This window comes from Pseudoalteromonas sp. AS71, from assembly GCF_038900275.1.
Taxonomy (GTDB): Bacteria; Pseudomonadota; Gammaproteobacteria; order Enterobacterales; family Alteromonadaceae; genus Pseudoalteromonas.
In genome coordinates this window covers 145,701-169,760 of sequence record NZ_JBBMQZ010000005.1, presented here as the reverse complement: position 1 = coordinate 169,760, position 24,060 = coordinate 145,701, and the positions used below count along the sequence as shown (strand labels likewise).

General features: G+C 40.0%; 21 protein-coding genes and 1 other RNA gene. 7 read left to right on the top strand and 15 right to left on the bottom strand.

The features are described from left to right. The first annotated feature begins 194 nt into the window (after nucleotides 1–194). Nucleotides 195–551, top strand: a transfer-messenger RNA (tmRNA) gene (gene ssrA, locus WNY98_RS05650). Between the two features lie 104 nt (nucleotides 552–655). Here the strand turns inward: ssrA and WNY98_RS05645 are convergent. The 3 genes from WNY98_RS05645 to WNY98_RS05635 form a co-directional block, all read right to left on the bottom strand. Next, complete coding sequence (locus tag WNY98_RS05645) at nucleotides 656–1,762, bottom strand: hypothetical protein (RefSeq protein ID WP_342877348.1); 1,107 nt, start codon at nucleotides 1,760–1,762, stop codon at nucleotides 656–658. Between the two features lie 161 nt (nucleotides 1,763–1,923). Further along, the gene (locus tag WNY98_RS05640; protein ID WP_076925481.1) at nucleotides 1,924–2,220 is read right to left on the bottom strand and encodes a hypothetical protein; all 297 of its coding nucleotides are present in this window, start codon (nucleotides 2,218–2,220) and stop codon (nucleotides 1,924–1,926) included. A gap of 35 nt (nucleotides 2,221–2,255) precedes the next feature. Beyond that, the gene (locus WNY98_RS05635; RefSeq protein WP_342877347.1) at nucleotides 2,256–3,260 is read right to left on the bottom strand and encodes a YHYH protein; all 1,005 of its coding nucleotides are present in this window, start codon (nucleotides 3,258–3,260) and stop codon (nucleotides 2,256–2,258) included. 186 nt (nucleotides 3,261–3,446) lie between these two features. Here WNY98_RS05635 and WNY98_RS05630 point away from each other — a divergent pair, with 186 nt between their 5' ends. Next, nucleotides 3,447–4,205, top strand: a complete 759-nt coding sequence (locus tag WNY98_RS05630) for a sulfite exporter TauE/SafE family protein (RefSeq protein ID WP_342877346.1) — start codon at nucleotides 3,447–3,449, stop codon at nucleotides 4,203–4,205. 179 nt (nucleotides 4,206–4,384) lie between these two features. Here the strand turns inward: WNY98_RS05630 and WNY98_RS05625 are convergent, their stop codons facing one another. The 3 genes from WNY98_RS05625 to mnmC all read right to left on the bottom strand — a co-directional run bounded on the left by WNY98_RS05625 (nucleotide 4,385) and on the right by mnmC (nucleotide 7,604). Beyond that, a complete protein-coding gene (locus WNY98_RS05625; protein WP_007581997.1) occupies nucleotides 4,385–5,020 on the bottom strand; it encodes an NAD(P)-binding oxidoreductase in 636 nt (211 codons plus the stop codon). A gap of 183 nt (nucleotides 5,021–5,203) precedes the next feature. After that, nucleotides 5,204–5,527, bottom strand: a complete 324-nt coding sequence (locus WNY98_RS05620; protein WP_342875424.1) for a hypothetical protein — start codon at nucleotides 5,525–5,527, stop codon at nucleotides 5,204–5,206. Between the two features lie 67 nt (nucleotides 5,528–5,594). Beyond that, nucleotides 5,595–7,604 (bottom strand): bifunctional tRNA (5-methylaminomethyl-2-thiouridine)(34)-methyltransferase MnmD/FAD-dependent 5-carboxymethylaminomethyl-2-thiouridine(34) oxidoreductase MnmC, encoded by a 2,010-nt coding sequence (gene mnmC, locus WNY98_RS05615; protein ID WP_342877345.1) that lies wholly within the window; start codon nucleotides 7,602–7,604, stop codon nucleotides 5,595–5,597. A 177-nt stretch (nucleotides 7,605–7,781) separates the two neighbouring features. Here mnmC and fabB point away from each other — a divergent pair, with 177 nt between their 5' ends. After that, a complete protein-coding gene (fabB, locus tag WNY98_RS05610) occupies nucleotides 7,782–8,993 on the top strand; it encodes a beta-ketoacyl-ACP synthase I (protein WP_004335606.1) in 1,212 nt (403 codons plus the stop codon). Between the two features lie 104 nt (nucleotides 8,994–9,097). Here the strand turns inward: fabB and WNY98_RS05605 are convergent, their stop codons facing one another. After that, nucleotides 9,098–9,463: a hypothetical protein gene (locus WNY98_RS05605; protein WP_342877344.1), complete on the bottom strand. Its 366-nt coding sequence runs from the start codon at nucleotides 9,461–9,463 to the stop codon at nucleotides 9,098–9,100. Between the two features lie 51 nt (nucleotides 9,464–9,514). Here WNY98_RS05605 and WNY98_RS05600 point away from each other — a divergent pair, with 51 nt between their 5' ends. Next, on the top strand, nucleotides 9,515–10,057 hold the full coding sequence (locus tag WNY98_RS05600) for a GNAT family N-acetyltransferase (RefSeq protein ID WP_342877343.1): 543 nt from the start codon (nucleotides 9,515–9,517) through the stop codon (nucleotides 10,055–10,057). Between the two features lie 92 nt (nucleotides 10,058–10,149). Next, nucleotides 10,150–11,823, top strand: a complete 1,674-nt coding sequence (gene ggt, locus WNY98_RS05595; RefSeq protein ID WP_342877342.1) for a gamma-glutamyltransferase — start codon at nucleotides 10,150–10,152, stop codon at nucleotides 11,821–11,823. 61 nt (nucleotides 11,824–11,884) lie between these two features. On the opposite strand, the gene WNY98_RS05590 is transcribed toward ggt, so the two are convergent. From WNY98_RS05590 to WNY98_RS05555, 8 genes are all read right to left on the bottom strand, one after another. After that, entirely contained in the window at nucleotides 11,885–12,637 is a 753-nt protein-coding gene (locus tag WNY98_RS05590) for a DUF3379 family protein (protein ID WP_024598413.1), read from the bottom strand. After that, a complete protein-coding gene (locus WNY98_RS05585; RefSeq protein WP_032827217.1) occupies nucleotides 12,637–13,194 on the bottom strand; it encodes a sigma-70 family RNA polymerase sigma factor in 558 nt (185 codons plus the stop codon). The genes WNY98_RS05590 and WNY98_RS05585 overlap by 1 nt, the downstream gene beginning before the upstream one ends. A gap of 61 nt (nucleotides 13,195–13,255) precedes the next feature. Beyond that, nucleotides 13,256–14,914, bottom strand: coding sequence for a BatD family protein (locus WNY98_RS05580; RefSeq protein WP_342877341.1), 1,659 nt, complete (start codon nucleotides 14,912–14,914; stop codon nucleotides 13,256–13,258). Further along, nucleotides 14,908–16,842: a VWA domain-containing protein gene (locus WNY98_RS05575; protein WP_342877340.1), complete on the bottom strand. Its 1,935-nt coding sequence runs from the start codon at nucleotides 16,840–16,842 to the stop codon at nucleotides 14,908–14,910. Before WNY98_RS05575 ends, WNY98_RS05580 begins: the two co-directional genes overlap by 7 nt. Beyond that, on the bottom strand, nucleotides 16,842–17,828 hold the full coding sequence (locus WNY98_RS05570) for a VWA domain-containing protein (RefSeq protein WP_197185457.1): 987 nt from the start codon (nucleotides 17,826–17,828) through the stop codon (nucleotides 16,842–16,844). The genes WNY98_RS05575 and WNY98_RS05570 overlap by 1 nt, the downstream gene beginning before the upstream one ends. Beyond that, nucleotides 17,821–18,255 carry a DUF4381 domain-containing protein gene (locus WNY98_RS05565; protein WP_024598409.1) on the bottom strand — a complete coding sequence of 145 codons (435 nt, stop codon included), beginning with the start codon at nucleotides 18,253–18,255 and terminating at the stop codon, nucleotides 17,821–17,823. The genes WNY98_RS05570 and WNY98_RS05565 overlap by 8 nt, the downstream gene beginning before the upstream one ends. A 2-nt stretch (nucleotides 18,256–18,257) precedes the next feature. After that, a complete protein-coding gene (locus tag WNY98_RS05560) occupies nucleotides 18,258–19,202 on the bottom strand; it encodes a DUF58 domain-containing protein (protein ID WP_024598408.1) in 945 nt (314 codons plus the stop codon). A 3-nt stretch (nucleotides 19,203–19,205) separates the two neighbouring features. Next, the gene (locus WNY98_RS05555) at nucleotides 19,206–20,162 is read right to left on the bottom strand and encodes a MoxR family ATPase (RefSeq protein ID WP_342877339.1); all 957 of its coding nucleotides are present in this window, start codon (nucleotides 20,160–20,162) and stop codon (nucleotides 19,206–19,208) included. A gap of 306 nt (nucleotides 20,163–20,468) precedes the next feature. Here WNY98_RS05555 and fadI point away from each other — a divergent pair, with 306 nt between their 5' ends. Continuing rightward, nucleotides 20,469–21,779 (top strand): acetyl-CoA C-acyltransferase FadI, encoded by a 1,311-nt coding sequence (gene fadI, locus WNY98_RS05550; RefSeq protein WP_004335629.1) that lies wholly within the window; start codon nucleotides 20,469–20,471, stop codon nucleotides 21,777–21,779. Next, nucleotides 21,779–23,986, top strand: coding sequence for a fatty acid oxidation complex subunit alpha FadJ (gene fadJ, locus WNY98_RS05545; RefSeq protein ID WP_342877338.1), 2,208 nt, complete (start codon nucleotides 21,779–21,781; stop codon nucleotides 23,984–23,986). The genes fadI and fadJ overlap by 1 nt, the downstream gene beginning before the upstream one ends. The last annotated feature ends 74 nt before the right edge of the window (nucleotides 23,987–24,060 follow it).

Below are 24,060 nucleotides of genomic sequence, written 5' to 3'. Positions count from 1 at the left end.
AACCTTAACTCCTCATTTGAACACAGGTTAAACACATTGTTAAGTAAATGTTTATATAGGCTTGCATAAACTAAATTTTGCTTACTTAACGCGCGATTGACACATACAACTAAAATAAAGCGTTACTAGGCCTTGAGTATCAGTACTTTACTCAGTTATACTGTTTGTACGCTCTGAATTGAGTTACTAATTCAGGGGCTGATTAGGATTCGACGGAATTCAAGAAGCCCAAGGTGCATGTCGAGGTGCGGTTTGCCTCGTTAAACAGCCGCAACCTAAAGTAATCGCAAACGACGATAACTACTCTCTAGCAGCTTAGGCTGGCTAGCGCTCCTTCCATGTATTCTTGTGGACTGGATTTTGGAGTGTCACCCTAACACCTGATCGCGACGGAAACCCTGGCCGGGGTTGAAGCGCTAAAACTAAGCGGCCTCGCCTTTATTTACCGTGTTTGTCCGGGACTTAAAGGTTAATTAAATGACAATACTAAACATGTAGTACCGACGGTCGAGGCTTTTCGGACGGGGGTTCAAATCCCCCCAGCTCCACCAATAAAGGTTTTTGAACTCGTTATTCGTAAACCATAAGAAACCCGCAAATTTGTTAATCCAAATTTGCGGGTTTTTTTATGGAATTTATAAAGTGAAAATAAAGTTTAAGAATGTCTTATTGCACGTAGCTTCATTTTTATTGCAATTACAAGCAGGCTAAATAATGACAGCATACTTATTAACAACGTTAGGTTAAGTATAGGGTTACTTGGCTCATAGGTAGCGACAGGAGAGTTGTTTATAGTTTGCGAGTTTTGATGTTGCCTAATATAGCTTTGGCTGATCCAATCTACCGCGTTTATCCATTGTACTTTGGCGGGGTCAGTATTGTTTAGCATCCCTATTGCGTGCTTATCGTTATCTAAGCTTTTTGAAAGTTGTATCAGTTGCTGCCAAAATTCATTTTTAGGGCCTAGGTCGTCTATTTCTTGCAGGTGCTGTTGTAATTTGTCACCCCCCATCGTTTTTATATCAGCTTGTCCGGTACTTTGCGCGTAGCTATTTATTAGCGATGAAAAGCGTCTAAAGTACTCATTACTTTTTTGCTGTGTAGGGTTAGCTGTTTGCTCGTTTGTTACTTTTTGTGCTGGTTGATTTAGGCTATTTTGATCAATCAAATATTGTTTATAATTTTGGTAACTTAAGTTGTTTGTAGTTGTGTTATTTGTAGTTCCGTTATTTAGAATGCCAAAGTTGTTTTTCAGTGCATTAACACTGATCACTACGCCTATTAAGGTAATAATACAAAGTGCGCTATAGCAAAAGTACAATGTGCTTTTTAAAGTGTTACGCAGTAGTTTATATTTATTATAACTTTGCTTAATAGCTGCAGCTGTATTTGGGGCTTTGCCCGTATCTAGGCGTTCACTTTGTATTGAGATACTTTTGCCTTCAGTACTTTCACTAATGTGTTTATCTGTATTTTTACTGTGCTCAGTGAGTGCTATTTGATTATTTTGAGATTGAGAGATTACAGTAATTAGTTGAGGTTCTACTTTAGTAATCAAACCTAGCTTTTTAAGTGAGGATTCTGTTTTAACAGCATCAATACTCGATAAGTCTTTTTTTAAAGCGTAAGCTTTTCCATCAAATAACTGAACAACAATATTATGAGGAATATTAAGAAGTTGGCTGAGTTGTTCTTGGGCAGAGGTAAGGTCAGTATTTTGATATAACTGACCATTAAAAACAATTTTAAATGTGGCGCTCACGTTGGTACCTTGCTTGTGTAATTCCATTTTTGGAATTTTATTTTTATTATTTGATACACAAAGTTAATTTAACAGATAAAGGTGATGCTTTCTAATAATTTGTAATTAAAAAAGCCTTAACAAACAGCGTTAAGGCTTTGGCGTGTAGCTGTTATTTTACTTTATAGTTTAGCGAGTGATTTAACTGATTGCTTTTGAGCACTTGCTGGTTGAGTTGCTTTGTCTATTAATGTTTCAAGTGGCTTATTTCGAACGCACATAAGTACTTTGTTCATTGCTTGGCATGTGCCTGTCGCTTTTTTATCATGGCTTGTGTAGCTGCAATCTTCATTAATGGCTTTTGCTTCACATGCTTCCCAAGGCGCGTTTGAACCGTGGCCTGCGTGACTTAGCGCTGAGCATGAGGTAGCAAGTAAAAAGCCAGTGGTTAGTGCTTTTATTACGTTAAATATTTTCATTAGTATCTCAGTTAATTATTTAGCCAGAATGCGACTTATCTTGCGGTAGCACCTTTAAAGCAACCAATAAACATGTTTTCAGATACATCGGCTGCGTGGTAGTGGTAACCGCGTGTATCGTCGGTGTGGCCTCTACATTCGTCTAAATCAGTGGGTTCTAATCCATCTTCGTTAAGCATGCCAAATATACCAAATCCATCGAGTGCATAACCCATCATGGCGGCATGACCGTCTGATTGAATTTGTGTTTGGCTACAACCTGCTTCACCGTGGTAGTGATAACCTGCTACTAAGTTAATATGCCCAGCGCAATCATCAAAGGCGGCAATAGTGTATGCGCCTAAAATAGCATCAACAGGGGCGGGTGCAGCAAGTACAACACCATTGAGAGCAACACCCACATTGGCGTTACCAATACTGTTATTTTGAGTGGTTGCAACAGGCGTTATTGGAATTAAAAATGACTCTGATATACCGCCATCCACATAATCAATAGAGCATTCTACGCAGTGGTTTTGGTATTGTTCTTCTACGTTTGGGCGTGCAGCGCCATCACACGATTCTTGTGTGTCGGTTACATTTACAAGCCCTGTACCTTCGTCGTATAGCTGCCAATGACTATCGTTATATAATGTTGGTAGATTTAAAATAAAGTCGCCGGTTATATCGTAAACCTCACCGGTGCCATCAAACCAAATACCAGCTTCGTCAGCTGTTGACGTGATATTTCGAGGGCAAAATACACCAATCTCGTAATTTGAAGGCGCACCTGCTATATCAATTTTATAGCATGACGCTTCATCGCCGTTACTTAGCGCACATGTTTGAGTGGTAATTGATGAAATGAGCGCATCGCTTTCAAAGTTAAAAGGGTCGACTTCTACAACAAAATCGGTTGAAGTATCTGTTGTAGTTCCCTCATCGGTGGTTGTTTCAGTTACAACTGTACTTTCAGCATCGCTACCGTTACAGGCGGCTAAACTCAGTGTGAGTATACACACTGCAAGTGGTGTTAAAATTGGTGTGTTAAATCTTTTCATCAAAAATATCCGGTAATGAAGTTGAATGTATAATATTTGTTAAATGTGCAAACAAAGTGCAAAAACAACGCAACATAGTACATAGCCTGAGATAGAGGCTGATAAAGTGGCTATAAATGTGTGTAGTACCTTTTTTATTATTTAAATACTGCGACTTAAAAGTATTTAAATAGGCAATGGAGTTTTATGGATTTTTTATTTCCCGACAGCATGTCTTTATTTTTGTTTTTATTGTTAATGATCACCGCTGGCTTTACTTCTTTTGTATCTGCTGCATTTGGTGCTGGTGGCGGGTTAATGCTGCTTGTTGTTATGGCGTCGTTTATGCCAATGGCAGTTGTTGTGCCTGTGCATGGTTTAGTACAGCTTGGCTCTAATGCAAATAGGTTTTTACTCAGCTTTAAGCATATTGATAAAAGCATGTTTGTATATTTTGCGTTAGGCGGCTTAGTAGGGGCGGGGTTATCAAGTTTTGTAATTGATGATATATCGCTTGATGCCATGAAGTTAGTGGTCGCTATTTTTGTTATTTACTTACTGTGGGGTAAAACGCCACCTATAAAATTAACCTCTAAGGTGTGGCGTATGGTCGCCGGTGGAATAACTACTTTTATTTCTATGTTTGTCGGGGCAAGTGGCCCATTAGTTGGTAGCTGTTTATATATAAATAATTACGAAAAGTTAAAATTTACGGCAACGTTTTCGAGCATTATGAGTGTGCAGCATTTATTAAAAGCGATAATTTATGGCGCTGTTGGTTTTAGTTTTTGGCAATGGATACCGCTTGTAATCGCTATGGTAATAAGTGGCGCTGTAGGAACTTGGTTCGGAATTAAAGTACTTAAAAGTATGTCTGGGGATAAATTTAAGCGTATTTTTAGAGTCGTTTTAACGTTATTAACGCTACAACTCGGTTGGCAAGGTATAAAAATATTACTCCACTAATTTGTTTAGTGGAGTAAATTTAATTTTATTAAACATAAACTATTTAAGAGGATTAAATAATTCATTGCGCCAAAAAGTTACTGATATAGAGCGACTATACTGTAATTTTTTGCCTTATCGATGAATTACATATTCTTTGTAATAATTGTTCATACGTTTAATTAAATTGGTATTAAAGCTTATTTAACAGCAGCTTTAATTGGCTTGTCGCCATCAAACAACTTAAAAATGCGGTTACTAATAAATGAGTTGGTCGCAATATGTAATAATGCATTGGCTACGTTTTCACGGCTAATTTTAGCTTCTGAACGATCACTTGGTTGCTGCGTAGTTACTTGCATTGAAGCACTATCGTCAGTCAATGTACCAGGGCGAACAATGGTATAATTTAAACCACTGTTTATTAGGTGCTCGTCAGCCATGTGCTTAGCAACTAAGTAAGGTTTTAAATCACCTTGAATCGAATCTGGATCGTCAGCACCAATCGAACTGACCATAATAAAGTGGTTAACGCCGTGCTCTTTAGCGAATGTAGCTGCTTTTGTTGCAGCCCATAAATCAATGAGTACAGTTTTATCATCGCCTGTACTTCCACCAGAACCAGCAGCAAAAATCACTTGGTCACAGCCTTTCATTGCATCACCAAAATCGCCTTCAAGATCTTGCTCAACAATAGTTAAAAAAGAGCTGTTTAAATCGCTTAACTTATTTTTGTCGCGCACTAATGCCACAACATTTTGCTCATTTTCTAAAAGTAGCTCAGTTGTCATTTTACCTATTTGTCCGCTTGCGCCAATAATTAGGGTCTTACTCATAATTAACTCCTTCCAATAAATAGTAAAAGTAATGTGCTTACAAACAGACCTTGGGGTAGGGGATTATTTTTAAAGGGTAAAAAAGAGTTTAAATGAGCTAATTTCAAAAAATACTTTAATTAAAGTGCGATGCTTAACTGAGTATTAAAATTAGCTGCTCTGGGAGTGTTTTTTTAGACCTTTTTATTCAACCATTATACTCACCTCGGTCACATAACTACGGCGGTATAGACTAATACGTACTTTACGTTCTTGGTAATTATAAAACAAAGTTCGATATGTATTATTGCCATTTATTTTTAAAGGTTCCCCCAATTTTTGCTGATAAAAGCGAGTGATATCAGAAATTGAATCTGTTAAATAACCAGTGCGTACCATTGGGTATTCGCTTGCTACGTCCATCGTTGTAACAAATTCTTCAGGAAGTGGGATTTCAGTGACGTTTTGGCTGAGTGCGTTAAACGATTGAGTGCATAGCAATATTATTAAAAATGCTAAAGTTTTCATTAGAGTCCTTTGAGTAATAAATTCCTTTTATTGGTACTTATTTTACCTCAATAAGCACCGATGTCATTTAAATTTTATTACGAATTAAATCTCGCACTATAAACCGGGCAGGGTGAATCGCTTGGCTTACACGTTCGCTTAATGGGCGGGGTTCGTTATTTAAACAGCTTACGAGGTGGTCTGCACTTAACGGTGCGCTACACAACGCGCGTGCGCCAAAACCGGTAAAAATATGCAGGCCTTGTTGTGGTTTATTAAGTTGCTCATATTGGTAGCGTTTACCTAAACGTAGATTAGCAAAAGCTATTATATAATCACTTTGCTCGCACCATTGCCCTGCCATTGGCAGGTGATCTATAAATGTGCAGCGAACAGCCGCTTTTGCCGAGTTTATATTGCCAAGGGTGGAGGCAAATTCACTTTGCTTATAAAAGCTAAGTAGTTGCTCTTGGTTTAATTGGTTGTCGATCGCTGTAACTTGGCGGCTTTTGGTGTTTTTTTCAAACGTGGCACCCATACAGTGATGATCTAGATAAGCCGGTGTAAAATATCCTTTATGGCATAGCACTGTTTTAAGATTGCGTGATTGCTCACTTGCCTCAATATGTGAAACCTGACCGCGTACGCCCACTATAGGTAGCGCTTTTGTTTGCTCAAACGCATCGCTGTGCTCACCTGCACAAATAATTACATCGCTAAACGGGCCTAACTGCTCATCATTCGTTAATAAAAACCAACCGCTATCAGTTTTTTTAAGCTGCTTTATATTGCAGTTAAATACGCTTTTGAATGGGGTTATGCTATTTGCAGCGCTTAGCATAGCGTTTACTAATTGCGGCGGGTTAACCCAGCCGCCTTGTTCAAAATACACACCTGAATAACCTGTCGTTACGCCGGCTATTTCATCGCCTTGCTCTGCGGTTACGTTACGCATTAGCTGCGTTGGCCACAGTTGCTTTTGTGCTAAGTTTTCGTGCTTATCAGCTAGAGGTTTTTTCACTGCGTGTTGTAATACGCCGCACCAATCATAATCAAAACTAAAACCACTGCGAAGTAAGTTGTTATATAGGCGTTTGGCGTATAAAAAGCTATGTGCAAACAATTCACTGTGCGGCGAGTTTTTAGCCTGTAGGTGAGGGTAAATAGCGCCTTGCACATTGTGCGATGCCCCCATTGCAGGCTTTTCATCTTGGCAGAATAAGTGGCTGGTTATGCCTCGTTTAGCCAAGCTGTATAAAATACAGCTACTGGCAATACCACCGCCAATGACCGCTACGTTTTTTAAAGTGCTGCTATCTTGATTAAAATAAGCGGGGGGGGATTGAGCGTTATTAACATGTTTAAGTTGGCCAATAAGCATATCTTCTCTTTGATTAAAATCTTTGGCTTTTTTAGTGCTAAAGCCAGCCTCTATTAATCCTCGTTGAACAAAGTCAGCGGCAGTAAAAGTCGATAAGGTTGCATTAGCTCTTGATATATCAGCCATGGAGTTAAATAAACTTTGCTGCCACATATCAGGATTTTTACTTGGCTCAAGCCCATTTAAATACCAAGCATCAACAATACCTGTTTGTGGATAGCTCATTGCTTTTATTGATTCAAGCGCATCACCAAAGTATAAATCGAGAACAACACTGCCATTATTAAATTCGAGCCGGTGGCATCCTTCTAAATTAATTGGGTAGTTTACTGTTAATTGCTTACTAAAATAACTTAAGGTAGGCCAAGCGGTTAATGCTTTTTTTAAGTCAGTTAATGTTAAGGGATACTTTTCAAACGAAATATAGTGTAGGCGTTTTACGCTTTTTTCACATTCATTTTGAACTTGCATCCGCTCAAGGTGGTCTTTAAAGCGTTGCCACGTATTTAAAAAGTTTAAACCGGTGCCAAAATCGGTTTCGGCAATAACAAAATGTGATTGGTCATGATTTTGTAATCGTGCATCTATATTATTTTGCTCATAGTACACACAATTCGATTGAGCTAAGTCATCGTCATTAGAAAAATAAATATCACCGGAGTTATTAGTCAAAGGTGTACCTAAATTATTAATGTGACTATGTGCGTTTTTAATCATATTTTTTAAATTTATAGATATATTTTTAATTATTTTACGGGTTTTCTTTGTAATAGTCTGGCGTTATTTATAAGCTAGCAGTTCAGAGTACAAGTGTACGCTAGAAAGCTGACCACTTAGGTGATTAAATTCGCGTAAAATAGAATGCAATTAAGTATTAAGCTAAGGGAATTACCCATGAGAAGAGCTGTAATTACAGGTATCGGTGTTGTATCAAGCATTGGTAACAACAAAGAAGAAGTATTAGAATCGTTAAAAACGGGCAAAAGCGGTATCGCTTTTAACCAAGAATTTGCCGATTATAAGTTACGTAGTAACGTATCGGGTAAAATTGATATTGACGTTAAAGCACATGTTGACCGCAAAGCAATGCGCTTTATGGGCGATGCTGCTGCATATTCTTATATTTCGATGACTCAAGCAATTGAAGACTCAGGTTTGTCTGACGACCAAGTATCAAATGAGCGCACGGGTATTATTGTTGGTTCTGGTGGTGGTTCGTCGAAATGGCAGGTAGAAGCTGCTGATATTTTACGTGAAAAAGGCGTAAAACGTGTAGGGCCTTATATGGTGCCACGCACTATGGCGAGCACTACATCGGCTTGTTTAGCAACACCCTTTAAAATTAAAGGTGTTAACTATTCAATTAGCTCTGCATGTGCAACATCTGCACATTGTATTGGTAATGCAGTAGAACAAATTCAATTAGGTAAGCAAGATGTTGTTTTTGCTGGTGGCGGTGAAGAACTGCACTGGACATTGGCAATGGAATTTGACGCTATGGGCGCACTTTCTACTAAGTATAATGAAACACCAGAAAAAGCATCTCGTACATACGATGCAAATCGCGATGGTTTTGTTATATCTGGCGGCGGCGGTATTGTTGTAGTTGAAGAACTTGAACATGCACTTGCACGTGGCGCGCATATTTACGCTGAAATTGTTGGCTACGGTGCAACATCAGATGGCTACGACATGGTTGCTCCATCTGGCGAAGGTGCAGCACGTTGTATGCGCCAAGCTATGCAAGATGTAGACAGTATTGATTACTTAAATACGCATGGTACGTCAACGCCTGTAGGCGATGTTAAAGAGCTAGGTGCGATTCAAGAAGTGTTTGGTGGTAAGTCACCAATGATCAGCGCAACTAAAGCAATGACGGGTCATGCCCTAGGTGCTGCAGGTGTTCACGAAGCTATCTTCTCATTATTGATGCTAGAGCACAGCTTTGTAGCGCCTTCAATTAATATTGATGAGCTAGATGAGCAAGCGACAGGTTTAGATATTATTACTGAGCGTCGTGACGTTGAGTTAAATACTGTAATGTCTAATAGCTTTGGCTTTGGTGGCACAAACGCGACTTTAGTTATGAGTAAGTACAAAGGTTAATTTGAGCTTATAAGCCCTAAATATGTAAACACATATTTAGAGCTAAATAGCTTAAAACAAAAAAGGAAAGCCGAGGCTTTCCTTTTTTATTATCGAAAGTTAAATTAACCTTCGTTATGTTCTTTACGCGCTTGCTCAATTTCGTCAGCAATTTCTTGCGCTTTCTGCTTAGTTTTTTCAGTTAACTCGCCAGCAGTTTCTTTGCTTTTAATCCATGCATCAACCGCAATCTCTTTGCCGTCGTCGTACATGTCTAAGCCCATTGCTTTACTTTGCTCTAATAGCTCGTTTAAAGACTCATCATTTTTAAGATCGTTAGTTGTCTCTTTAACGTCGTTCCATGCATCACCAAGCTTTTCTTGCATTTGTACGCTTTTATCTTTTGCATCTTCTTTTACTTCGTTGGCATCTTCACAACCAGTTAATGTAATTAAAGTGCCTAATAAAGCTAAACCTGCTAATTTATTCATGTGCTATCTCCTTTAGAGACTGATAATTAATTCCAGGCAGACTATACAACAATGAAAATGAACGCCCCCGTAACAAAACGATTAAATTTTAAATTAATGAGTGAGCACGATTGGCCTCAATTATTTGAACTCGACCAAGACCCCGCCGTAATGCAGTATTTAACGCGAGGTGTGCCTACCTCTTTAGAGCAAATAAAAAATGAGGGAGTGCCTCGTATGCTCGCATATCGAAATGAGCTAAAAGGCTGGGGGCTGTGGAGTATCGCTATAAAGCAAAGCAATACATTTATTGGCTGGGTATTAATAAGACCTATGGATTTCTTTAGTGATGCACCAAATTACAGCGATATTGAAATAGGTTGGCGCTTTAAAAAAGCGAGTTGGGGGCATGGTTATGCAACCGAGGCGGCTTTAGCATTATGTGATGAACTTATTAAGCAAGATGACGTTAAAGCGATAAGCGCAACGGCACTAAAAGATAATACAGCGTCTATAACAATAATGAAAAAGTTAGGCCTGCAATTTATAAAAAATTATACACATTCAGATGAGCAAGGCGACTTACCCGCGGTACTTTATTCAAAAAACGTTTGAAGATGATTAAATATCAACAGCATAAAGATTGACCTGTCCTTAAGTGACGTGCATTAATATGGGCAACAAAAATAATAAATTAAGGATGTTGTATGGGATTGTTTTTTTCACCACGTAAATTAATCGTCAAAAGTGTGCTGGTTTTACAGTTCACTACTTTTAGTGTTTTGGCGCAGCCTTTAGCGCAAAGCGCGGTCGCAATGCCTGACTCGTTCAGTGCCGATGCTGCTAAAAGTATATTAGAGCAAGGCGGTAATGCTGTTGATGCGGCTATTACGGCACAATTTGTACTTGCAGTGACGCTTCCTGAAGCCGGAAATATTGGCGGCGGGGGGTTTATGCTTATTCAAAAAGATGGCAAAGGCGATTTTATAGATTATCGTGAAACAGCGCCTACAGCGGCTCATCGTGATATGTATTTAGATGAGCAAGGTAATGTTATTGCAAACAAATCAATATATGGCATTCACGCAAGCGGTGTACCTGGCAGTGTAGCGGGTATGTGGCTTGCCCATCAAAAGCACGGGACTTTAAAGTGGGAAGCACTAGTGCAGCCTGCTGTAACGTTGGCTGAGCAAGGGTTTGTTGTTCCGCCTAAGTTAGCAAAAGGTGTTAGCCGTTATATAGCCCATCTAAAAGAGCAAAAAATAAATGTAAACTTTGAAAAATATTTTGCTGATGTAAAAGCCAATAAAGTCTTTAAGCAACCAGAGTTAGCGGCCACGCTAAAGCGTATTCGTGATAACGGCCAAGATGGGTTTTATAAAGGCGAAACTGCAAATATTATTGCTAAATTTATGCACCAGCATGGTGGTATTATTAATCAAGATGATTTAAAAAATTATACCGCTAAATCACGTACCCCCATTAAAGCAAGTTGGAATGGTTATGAAGTACTTACTTCGCCACCGCCGAGTTCAGGTGGTATTGCTATTTTACAGTGGCTCAAAATGTATGAGTTACAAAAACCAGATGCAGGCTTAGCGCATAACTCTACTCAATATGTGCACTTACTTTCTGAAATAGGTAAACGTGTATTTGCAGATAGAGCAGAGTATTTAGGCGATCCTGATTTTTTTGATGTACCAGTAAACGCGTTAACTAATATTAACTACCTTAAAGAGCGCAGTAATGGCATTTCGTTAAACGCTATCTCTACTACCGAAAATATTAAACCGGGCCTTAAAGAAAGTGAGCAAACTACGCACTTTTCAATCGTTGATAAAATGGGTAACGCTGTAGCAAATACCACCACAATAAACTTAGGGTTTGGTAGCGGTGTAGTTGTTGAAGGTGCGGGATTTATTTTAAATGATGAAATGGACGACTTTAGCGCCAAACCAGGCGTTATGAATGTGTTTGGCGCAATAGGCGGCAAAGCTAATGAAATACAGCCACACAAGCGTATGTTGAGTTCTATGACGCCTACAATACTACTTAAAGACAACACCGTTAAAATGGTGACAGGTTCGCCTGGTGGTACAACCATTATTAGCTCTGTGTACGAATCTATCTTAAATGCGGTAGAGTTTGATATGACTGCAGAGCAGGTTGTAAATAGTCCCCGTTTTCATCATCAACTGTGGCCTAAAAATATAATTAGAACGCACATAGGCTTAGCCGATGGTGTAAAAGCAGAACTTATAAAGATGGGTTACACCATAGATGAGAATCACTTTGGTGATTTACACGTTATTATTAATAAAGAGGGTCAATTAGATGCCGCCTCTGAAGCTACAGGGCGTGGTAAATCAATCGTTTTTTAAATTCGGTGAAGAAAAATTGATAATAAATAAGCCGCCTAGTAAGTACTAAGCGGCATATATGCTATAACCAGCGTATAGCGCCAGTAACGCGTTCGTTATAAGTATTTAGAGGTGCTCCAACACTTGCCACTAAAATAGTATCTGCTTGTGAGCCTCGGTTAATATGACCTTCGAAGCGCTCATCTTTGAAATTATCATCGCCAAAACCAAATGATTTATTTTCAGAGGGTACTATAAATACCGTCATAGGACCAAAGTCAGACTCAAATATCAAATGCAGTCCTTTTTCGCCTTTAAAATCACAAAACATAGCGTACGTTACATCGCCTGGAAGTTCATCAATGTGACCACCTAAAACAGCTAATTTATCATTAACGCTTTGTAGGCTAATGGGCTCTTTTTTATCAAGCGCATTAATTTCGTAGTACACATGGGCAAGCGCATGCTCACCTGCTTCGTGTGCAATATTTTGCTCTGTACTAAAAAAGAAGGCACTAATCGCCACTACAAAAGACGCTGCTAACGCAAGGTGTACGCGATCAAACTTAAAACGCGATCGAGCATCAACCACGTTTTTACCTGTAGCTTGTTCTTCTTGGAGTGCTTTTTCTTTTAACGATGTGTTTAAAAGAATGCGGTCTGCAAGGTTTTCAGGTACAGGTATATCTAAAGAATCTTGTAAAAATTTATCAAAATCTTTCATATCGTTAATAAAACTTTGTCGCTCTGGGTTATTGTCAGCAAACTCCATAAGCTCCTTGTCAATGTCGTTTGGCTGCGCAATAGTGCGGCGACGAAACTCAAGTTCATCCATTATTTTGATGCCCCTTTAAGTTGTTCATCATCACGGCTTAAAGCCTCTTTAAGTTGATTTCGGGCACGGTATAAACGAGTCATTACCGTGTTTTTATTTAAATTAAGTATGCCTGCAATCTCTTCACCAGAGCAGCCCATTACAACTTGCAGTAATAATGGCTCTCGGTATTCATCAGATAGCAGTGCAATCTGTCGCTGAATAACCGTTTGCTCCATTTCATCATCTAATGAATGGCTGGTTTCATCAACAAGCGTATCGTTTTCTACGTCGCTGTAATCAAACTGTTTACGTTCAAATCGGCGTGCGTTTTCTCTTCGTAATATAGTAAGCAGCCAGGGTTTAGCTGCCTTTTGATCAAGTAAAGAGTCGAGTGAACGCCATGCGCGTAAAAACGTTTCCTGTACTAAATCATCTGCTATGTGCGGATCACGGCATAACCAATAAGCAAAGCGATAAAGCTCTTTATTGTAAACGTGGACCAAGGCTTCATAACGCTTTTGTTTCTCTGCCATATCGATTAAGACCTGATTGTTTGATTTTTTCTTTCCAAGCATAAGTACTTTTTTAATAAAAAATTATTATTTATTGCAAAAAAAGACCTGAGTATCGTAGTTATTAATCGTAAAGGTCTTTTAATACAGTTTGTTGCGACTTTGATGCTTGAGTTTGATAGTTCTCAAGAGTTTTAATAATAGCATTAAGATCCGTATCTGTGCCTCTATTACTATAAAGTTGTGCCTGTAATTGGCTAATGAGGCCATTAAGCTCGCTGCTATTTACGCGGCTGCAAAGCTCATCGATAGCGCCTACATTTTTGCGAGTAACCTTTTCAGAAAAATTATTTAATGCGGTGTAAAAGGCTTTCACATCATGCGTTTTAGCTAATGTTTTAAGCTCGTTTAAGCTCGGCTGAGAAATATCACGGTTGTTTGGATGTAAATTTTCAGTCGTATTTTTAGTAGAACGGCTCATTAAGTAAAAAATTACAGTACCAATCCATAAAATATACCCAAAAGCGGCGACTACCATTAACCAAAGGGGAGTATCCCTTTTAGTTTCAATAGGTTGTATACCTGTTGCTTGATTCGAAATATTTTCAATAGCAGATAAATTATTTGGGCTTGATTGTAGGTTTGCCACAGCGGTATTAGGTGCGGTACTACTTGGCGTTACCGTTATAGTGCGCTTTGGTAATGTAGCTAGGCTAATACGGTTTATTTTAGTGTTGAACCAAGGCAGCTTTATTTCAGGTAAAGTGTAAGTACCTGGTTTTTGCGGTAGTAATGCATACGATGCAGTTTGCTGCGATACAACTCGCCCGTCACGTACTGCATTGTTATTTTCTTTTTTATCTGGGTAGCTGCGTATGCCATCAATGGTAGGCATAGAGATTTCAGGTAATTGCTCTTTTGTAACCCCAAGCGCGGTAAGCGTAATAGTACGTGTGATAGGTGTACCTACTTCTACGGTGTTGTCATTAGGTTGCCATTCTTCATCAAGATTAACCAGCTCGCTTGGTAACCATGCGCCCTTGTAATCACCCGGAATTGGTTTTATTTCTATTTGCTGATCGTCGCCAAGAGCTGACACTTCTAACTGACGATAATTTTGTTGTACACGTCCTTGAAAAGCGGGGCCTGCAATAGTATACGCACCACTTTTTTGTGGCTGAATCAAATACTCGCGAGTAATAACGAGGTAGCGTTTACCATCAACAAGCTCATAGCTCTCAGTTTGCTTACCTAATTGGGTTAGTTGAGCATCTTCCATACTTGGTGTGCTTAAGCTGCCATCAAGCAGTTCTTTGGCAAGGTAAAGCTTAATAGTATAAACACCGGCTTCTTGGACAAATAGTGAATTACTTGAGAGCGACGTTTTTAAAAATATTTCGTTATTTTTATCTGCATCAACTGAGCGTTTTGCCACTTTTAATTTAATAGGCTGTGAGGTTAACCCTGCAACGTTAAATGCCGGAATTGTGTAATTGCCCTCTGCACGGGTCATTAATTTAACTGACCACGTGGTTTGTTTATTAATGCTGCCATTAATAATGTTGGTACGAGAGCTTAAGCTCGTCGGGCCTACAACAAAGTCTTTTAACAGCGATGAGGTATCTGGTTGCTCGCCTTTAACTGTATCGTCCACCGATATATTAAGCATAAAAAATTCACCCGCTAAAACAGGGTTTTTATCTACGCTGGCTTCTAATTTGGTGGCAGCCCACGAAGGCATCGCACTTAATAGCAATAAACAGCAAAATAATCGCATTACCATGATTTTTCGACTCCTGTAGGGCGACGTTTATATTGTCTTTTTTGGGCTTCTAATTGCATTTTATTCCGTAATAAAATAGCCGGATCGTCCGGGACTTTTCTAAGTAGTTGATTAAGCTGTTGTGCTTTTTCTTTTTCTTCATTAGTGAGCTCACTTGCTTGGGCTTGCATGGCTTGTTGCTGAGCATTTTGTTTTTGCTCATCAGTGGCAGGTTGCTCATTCATTGCTTGTGGCTTACTTTGTTGCTGATCGTCTTCTTTAGGCTGGTCAGCGTCTTTATTTTTCCCTTGCTCACTTTGTGGCTGAGCTTGCATATCAGGTTCATTTTGCTTGTCTGATTGCTCGCCTTGTTGATCTTTTGATTGTTCAGACTCTTTATCTGATTCTTTATCAGATTTTTCATCGCTTTGGTTTTGACTCTCGTTTTCGCCTTTTTCAGAATCGCTTTTATCACCATTTTGTTGCTGATCCTGTTTTGACTCATCAGAATTTTGCCCTTGGTTTTGCTCATCTTTTTTCTGGCTATCATCTTGGTCTTGAGAGTCGTCGCCGTCGCTTTGCTTATCTTGCTGGTTTTGTTGCTCTTGTTGATTTAGTAATTGTTCAACTAAAGCTTGGTTATCAGCGGCTTGTGTAAAGTCGTCTTGTAAGGTTTGGGCTTGTTTGTAGGCTTTAATTGCGTCCTCAAGCTTGCCAGCTTTGGCGAGAGCATTACCGTAGTTGTATAAACCGCTAGCCGACTTATCACTACTAAACTCACTAAGTGCAGCATCAAAATTACCTTGCTGGTAAAGCGCAGCGCCTTTTAACTCTCTCGATTGAGCCTGTGTTGCTGCATCGTATTCTTTATTATTGTAAGCCTCTAATGCACGCTGATCTGCATTTTGCAAAAGAGTGGGGAGCTCTACGGCATACGCATTTTGCTGCGGTAAAAAGCCAAAAGCTAAAAATGCGCCTAACAAGGCAGCGCGTCTAAATAAATACAAGCCAAATGGCAGTAATAACAAGAGTCCGTATATACCTGCATCTATTCGCCAAAGCGCATGGCTTTGTTTTTCGTCTTTCAATAATTCACTCTGTGCATTTGGAGCAAACGTATTTATGTCGTTATTGCTAGGTTGGTAACTAGCAAATTTACCACCACTGCTCGATGCTAAATTTTTAAGCTGACTGGCATTAAGTGTAGGTACTACAATTTGGCCGTATCTGTCTTTCAAAAAACCACCTTCAGGTAACTTAATTGGAGCGCCTTGAGCGGTGCCTACGCCATATATATTTAATCTATATTGGGTGTTACTGGTAAAGCTACTTACGTCGCTTTGTTCTTGTTGGTCAATACCGTCGGTCACTAAAATAATGTCGCCATCAATATAACCCGCTTGCGTTAATAGCTCTTTGGCCATATCAAGACCGGCTAAAACGTTTGAGCCTTTGTCTGGCATTATTTCAGGGCTTAAGCTTGGAATTAAATTACTAAGTGTTGTGGCGTCATTTGTTAGCGGCGATATTATGTAGGCCGTGCCTGCGTAAGCTACAAGCGCGGTATCACCTTCTTTAAACAGCTCAATCATATCAAGCGCTTTAAAGCGTGATTGCATTAAACGATTTGGTAAAATATCGGTGCTGTACATTGAGTACGACATATCCATAACAATTACACGGGCACTTTTACTTTGAAATACAGGAACTTGTTTTTTCTCAAAGCTAGGCCCTGCACTAAATAAAATACCAAGGCTGCAAAACAAAGCAACTAACCAAAGTGGCTGGCTGGCTTTAGTGTTTGCTTCGCTCATTATAAATTGTGCTAAATGCGGTGCAATTAGCTGCTCACTAGTCGTTTTTTTATGCTTAATTAAGGCGACAAAAAATAATGCCACAGCAGGTATGAGTAACCATAAAAGAGCAGGGCGAATAAATTCAAAATCCATTAGTTTGGCTCCTTTAGTGCGCGCAGTGTACTAAGCATTACTTTTAAGCTAATAAGTAAAATGGCAATAAGTAACGGGTAGTAAAATAATGAACTTTGTGGGCGAAATGTTTGTTCATCAGCGCTAATAGGTTCAAGTTTATCAAGCTCTGCGTAAATTTGTTGAAGGCCTGCTACATCTTTAGCTCTAAAGTATAACCCGCCAGTTTGCTCGGCAATCTTTTTAAGTAAGCTTTCATCTAAATTACTGCCACTAGAGCCACCCATATTAAAGAGACTAAAGCCGCGCGGATTATCTGAGCCAACACCAATGGTGTACACTTTAATCCCTTCTTCGCGAGCTAGCAGTAGGGCATCTTCTGGGTTTAAATTACCAGCGGTATTTTGTCCGTCGGTTAATAGCACCACAATACGGTTACTTTCATCTTTATTGGCAAAGCGTTTTACCGAAAGACCCAATGCATCACCAATGGCTGTTGCGCGTCCCACTAAACCAATTTGCGCTTCACTGAGCATTTTACTTACTGTTTTAACGTCGCGCGTGAGCGGGGTTTGTAAAAACGCGGTATCGCCAAATAATATCAGCCCAAGCCTGTCACCTTGGCGCTGCTCTATAAAGTCACTAAGTACGGCTTTTACCATGGTAAGGCGGTCAACATATTGGCCGTTGTAAGCCATGTCTTGTTCGGTCATCGAGCCTGATAAGTCAACTGCTAACATTATATCGCGGCCTTCGTTTGGCAATGAGATTGGCTCATCTAACCATGTTGGATTAGCAGCGGCAGTAACAAGTAATAACCAAATTACCCACTCAAAAGGATTTAAACGTCGTGCATGTGGCTCAATGCTTTGGCTGGTTAAATTGTGCTTTGCAAAACTGGGTATACGTAAACGCGTGCTGGCATTACTTGCAGCGGGTTTTAATAGTAAAAGTAATAAAGGCAAAGGTAGTAATAAAAATAACCATGGCCAGCTAAATTCAAACATTTACTGACTCCTTTATTTTAAACTGCTTAATACCTTGGCGAAATTTATTGCACAGTGTTGTATCTTTTTGGCTGGGGTTATACAAGCTTAGTATTTCTTGTTCGCTAAAGCTTAAACCGGTAAGCGTAGTAAGTGTTGTGCACCATTTAGAGGTAGATTGCGCAGCAAGGCGCTTGTCGTAATATTCAATCACTAAACGTTTTAAAATAATATGCAGTTGCTGAGGGCTTTGCTCACTTTGGCTTAATTGTATTGCGTAGCGTTTAGGCTTTTTAAATTTATGTTTTTTGTAAAATATATAAATAGCTGCGCACAGTGCTAAAAACAGCAGTGTAATAATAACCCACCAAGCAGGGGCGAGTGGCCACCAATTAACTTGGCTTGGCGCTATTATATCGTGCAGGCCATCGAGTGGATTGGTTTGCATGGTTATTTTCTCACTAATTGCAGCTCAAGCGGTGTTGCTGCATTGAATGATATTAAATTAAGACCCGATTTAGTTAAGCGATTAAAGCGCGTACTAAATGCTTGCTCAGCATTTTTAGCAAAGCGTTCTCTAAAGTTGTTATCCATTAATGGTAGGGCAAAGTCTTGACCATTTGCATTAACGGTGACAGCTTGCTTAAACGCAGGTAACTGATGCTCAAACGGATCGCTTATGTGGCAACCAATAAGCTCGCAGTGACGGCTTAATATTTCGAGTTGCTTAAAGCTGGCATCATCGAGAGCGTTAAAATCAGACACCAAATACACTAAGCTGCCTGGTTTTGCTAAATGATTAAGGCGCTTTAGGTTATCGCTAAAGTTGTTAGTGGCTGTTTTATCAATATTGTTGAGCGCTTGCTGGTGGTTGTCGCATAAATTATGACAAAGCTTAAGCACGGCTTTTTCGCGGGCGCTGGGCTTTAGCTCCAAATGCGAGTGCTGATTAAACACAATACCGCCAATTCTGTCGCCGCGCTGACACGCCGACCATGCAACAAGGGCGCTTATGTGCGCCGCTTGCACCGACTTTAATAGTAACTTTGAGCCAAACAGCATTGAGTTTGAAAAATCAGTAAATACAAACACAGGGCGCTCTTTTTCTTCTTGAAAGAGCTTTGTGTGAGTCTCGCCGGTACGCGCAGTGACTCGCCAATCAATAGATCGAATATCGTCACCTTGCTGATAATGTCGCACTTCGGCAAATTCCATTCCTCGGCCTTTGTGCGGTGCAAGGTATTGCCCTGTTAAGGTATTTTTTATTTTTACCTTAGGGGCAAGTTCAAGCAATTGCGCTTTGGCTTTGTAATACATCAGCTCTTTGAGTGCTAAATTAACACCGTGGCTATGGCTCTGTTTGAGCCATGCTTGGGATTCTAATTGTTTTTGCATAACTTATGGTACGGCTACAAGTTCAACTATACGGCTTATTACTTGATCTTTAGTAATGCCATCGGCTTGGGCTTCGTAACTTAAAATAATGCGATGACGCAGTACGTTATGCACAACAGCTTGAATGTCGTCAGGTGCTACAAAGTCGCGACCTTGAAGCCATGCATGAGCACGAGCACATTTATCAAGTGCTATTGTTGCACGCGGACTTGCACCAAACTCAATCCAGCTACCTAGTTGCGCATCTAATTTAGCGCCTTCACGGGTGGCAATAATAAGTTGTACTAGGTATTGCTCAAGCGGCTCTGCTAAATAAAGGCCTAGTATTTCTTTTCGCGATGCGAACAAATCGCTTTGACTAATTTTTTGCAATACCGGCTGTTGCTCGTTAAGTGCTTCGCCGCGCGTTAAGCGCAGTATATCAAGCTCATGCTCTGCGCCAGGGTAACCAATACTTAGGTGCAGTAAAAAACGATCCAGCTGTGCTTCTGGTAACGGGTAAGTCCCTTCTTGCTCTAGCGGGTTTTGTGTAGCCATAACTAAAAACAGCTCGCTAAGCGGATAGGTGTTTTTACCTACGGTAACTTGGCGTTCAGCCATTGCTTCTAATAATGCTGATTGTACTTTGGCTGGTGCGCGGTTAATTTCGTCAGCTAAAATTAGGTTATGAAAAAGAGGGCCTTTTTCAAATACAAACTCGCTAGTTTGTTGGCGGTAAATATCGGTACCTGTTACATCAGCAGGTAATAAGTCTGGCGTAAACTGTACACGCTGAAACGAGCCTTCAATGCCTTTTGCAAGTGCATTAACTGCACGTGTTTTTGCAAGACCAGGGGGGCCTTCTACTAATAAATGACCATCAGCTAAAATTGCAATAAGTAGCGCTTGAGTAAGCTCTGGCTGGCCAATAATTTGTGTATCTAAGTACGTTTTTAATTGTGAAAATGCGTTAGCTGCCATAATAAGTGGACTGTCCTCGTCAGCTGGGTTTGTACCTAATAGTGTTAGGTGATAAATACAGACCTATTTATAAGGTTTATAATTGGGTAACTCAAGAGTTAGACTTTATTTTTTAAAATAGTTCGTTATTTTTTAACGATTTTTAGCGTACCACAAAACTTTGTAAATGCGTCTAAAAAAGCCTATTGTGATAGTCGTAATTAAACACTGTTTATATAAATTTGTGTTTTTCTATTGGCTTTAGCACACGGGTTGTTTAGAATCGAGGAAAACAAACAGGTCAGACCTGTCAGCGGGAGAGCATAAATGTCTGAGCAAAACATACTAAAAACACCAAAGGGCGACCGTATTGCCATAGTTAGCGGCTTACGTACACCTTTTGCAAAGCAAGCAACAGCGTTTCACCATGTACCTGCACTTGATATGGGTAAGTTGGTGGTTAACGAAATGCTTGAGAGATTAAATTTCAACAAATCAGAAATTGATCAACTTGTATTTGGTCAAGTAGTACAAATGCCAGAAGCGCCAAATATTGCACGTGAAATTGTATTGGGCACAGGTATGCCAGTATCGGTTGATGCATATTCTGTATCGCGCGCATGTGCTACCAGCTTTCAGGCAATTGCCAATGTAGCTGAGTCTATTATGGCGGGATCTGTAAGCGTAGGTATTGCAGGCGGCGCAGATTCGTCATCAGTACTGCCAATTGGTGTTAGTAAAAAGCTAGCAGGCAGCTTAGTTGATTTAAATAAAGCGCGTACGCTTGGCCAACGCTTAAAAATATTTTCAAAACTACGTTTAAAAGATTTATTACCAGTGCCACCTGCAGTTGCAGAGTACTCAACAGGCCTTTCGATGGGGCAAACTGCTGAGCAAATGGCTAAAACACATAATATTAGCCGTGAAGATCAAGATGCATTAGCGCATCGTTCTCACTCACTTGCAACGCAAGCATGGGCTGATGGAAAGTTAAAAGATGAAGTTATGACGGCGCATTTACCGCCATATAAAAGCTTTATTTCAGAAGATAACAACATTCGTAAAAATTCAACGGTTGAAGGCTACGCAAAGCTTAAACCGGTGTTTGACCGTCAGCACGGTACTGTTACCGCAGCAAATGCAACACCATTAACTGATGGTGCAGCGGCCGTACTTATGATGAGCGAAAGCAAAGCAAAAGCACTTGGCTACGAAATACTAGGTTACGTACGTAGCTTTGCATTTTCGGCAATCGGTGTAGAAAAAGACATGTTAATGGGTCCTGCTCATTCAACGCCTATTGCACTAGATAGAGCGGGTATTACGCTTGCTGATTTAGATTTAATTGAAATGCACGAAGCGTTTGCATCGCAAACACTTGCCAATATGAAAATGTTTGCTTCAGACAAATTTGCACAAGAGCATTTAGGTCGCAGCAAAGCAATTGGCGAAATTAACATGGATAAGTTTAACGTTAACGGCGGCTCTTTAGCATATGGTCACCCATTTGCAGCAACAGGTGCACGCTTAATTACGCAAAGCTTACACGAGCTTAAACGTCGTGGTGGCGGTTTAGCATTAACAACAGCGTGTGCTGCTGGTGGTTTAGGTGCAGCCTTTGTATTGGAGAGCGCGTAATGACAGATTCAGTATTTAATTTAGCGGTAGATGAAAACAAAATCGCCATTGTGACTATTGATGTACCGGGTGAGAAAATGAATACCCTGCGCAGTAGTTTTGCCGACGACTTAAAAGCGTTATTAGAAGACGCTAAATCGCAAAACGTAAAAGGCATGGTATTTATAAGCGGAAAAAGCGATAACTTTATTGCAGGCGCCGATGTAAAAATGCTTGATAGCGTTCAAAAGCGTGAAGATGCTTTAGCGATTAGCGAGCTATGTCATCAAGCGTTTTTTGATATGACAAAACTGCCATACACAACAGTAAGTGCCATTCATGGCGCTGCATTAGGTGGTGGTTTAGAGTTTGCTTTAGCGTGTGATTACCGTATTGGTACCGACAGCGATTTAACAAAAATTGGCTTACCTGAAGTACAACTTGGCTTATTACCAGGTGGTGGCGGTACGCAGCGTTTAACTAAAATTGTAGGCATTCAAAAAGCACTAGAGTGGATGCTAACAGGTAAGCAAATTCGTCCTAAGCAAGCTAAAAAAGCAGGCGTGCTTGATGATTGTGTACCGCACAGTGTACTTTTAAAAGTAGCAAAAGAATTTGCCGCGAAGAAAAAGCCACAAGCAAAAGAGCCAAAGCTCGACAATATTAGTAAATTATTAGAATCTAACCCGTTTGGTCGTAACTTTATCTTTAAAAAAGCTAAAGAAAACGTACTTAAAAAAACGGGCGGGCATTACCCAGCACCACTAGCTATTATTAAAGCAGTGCGAGCTAGGGTAGAGCTTGATGAGCTAAAAGCGTATAAAACAGAAGCTGAAAGCTTTGCAACACTTGTAATGAGTGATGAATCTAAAGCGCTTCGCGGTATTTTCTTTGCAACCACTGAAATGAAAAAAGAGTGGCGCAATGATGACGCACCAGCAATTAGCAAAACTGCTGTTTTAGGTGGTGGACTAATGGGCGCGGGCATTGCGCACGTAAGTGCTGTTAAAGCTAAAGTGCCGGTACGTATTAAAGATGTAGCAGAGCAGGGCATTAGTAATGCAATGAGCTACACCTATAAAATTTTAGATAAACGCCTTAAGCGTCGTATTATGTCTAAAGCTGATGTGCAGTTAACAATGAACCGTATTACAGGCACAACTGACTACAGTGGCTTTAAACACATTGATTTAGTAATCGAAGCGGTGTTTGAAGATCTTGCACTTAAGCAAGGTATGGTTGCAGACGTAGAGCAGCAATGCCAAGCAAATACAATTTTTGCAAGTAACACGTCATCATTACCAATATCGCAAATTGCAGCGCAGGCAGCACGTCCTGAAAATGTAATTGGCTTGCACTACTTCTCGCCTGTAGAAAAAATGCCATTAGTGGAAATTATTCCACACGAAGGTACATCTCAAGAGACCATTGCCCGCGTTGTTAACTTTGCACGTAAGCAAGGTAAAACGCCAATTGTTGTAAAAGACATGGCCGGTTTTTACGTAAATCGTATTTTAGCGCCTTACTTAAACGAAGCTGCTAATTTAATGCTTGCGGGTGAGCCAATTGAAAAGATTGATGCAGCCCTAGTTGAGTTTGGCTTTCCGGTAGGACCGCTGACTCTACTTGATGAAGTAGGGATTGATATTGGCTCTAAAATTGCTCCAATTCTTGAAAAAGAATTAGGTGAGCGTTTTAAAGGCCCTGATGCATTTATGCGTATGATTGATTCAAAACGCCTTGGCCGTAAGTCCGGTCGTGGTTTTTATGAATACGATAAAAAAGGCAAAAAGGTTGATGAGTCAGTTTACGAACTATTGGGTGTTACCCCAGCTCCACGTTTAAACAAGAGCGAAATTGCTAAGCGTTGTGTGTCGCAAATGCTTAACGAAGCAGTACGCTGTTTAGATGATGGCATTATTGCCAGCCCACGTGATGGCGACATTGGTGCAATATTCGGTATTGGTTTCCCACCATTTTTAGGTGGCCCATTTAGCTATATGGATAAATTAGGCGCAAGTAAAATAAGCTCTGATATGTCTACATTAGCTAACAGCGATGCTAACTTTGCTCCATGTGAGTCACTGGTAACAATGGCAAGCTCTGGTACTACTTTTTATAATGCAGCAACTGTTGAGGTTGTAGCTCCTGAAGTACAAAGCACTGAGCCACAAGAGCAAAGTGTCACTGAGCCTGAAGTTACTAAAGAGATTGAAACAAAAGAATAAAGTTTCTACTGTTTATAAAAACCGCATTTAGATGCGGTTTTTTTATGATTTTTAATATTTAAATGAGGAGCTTA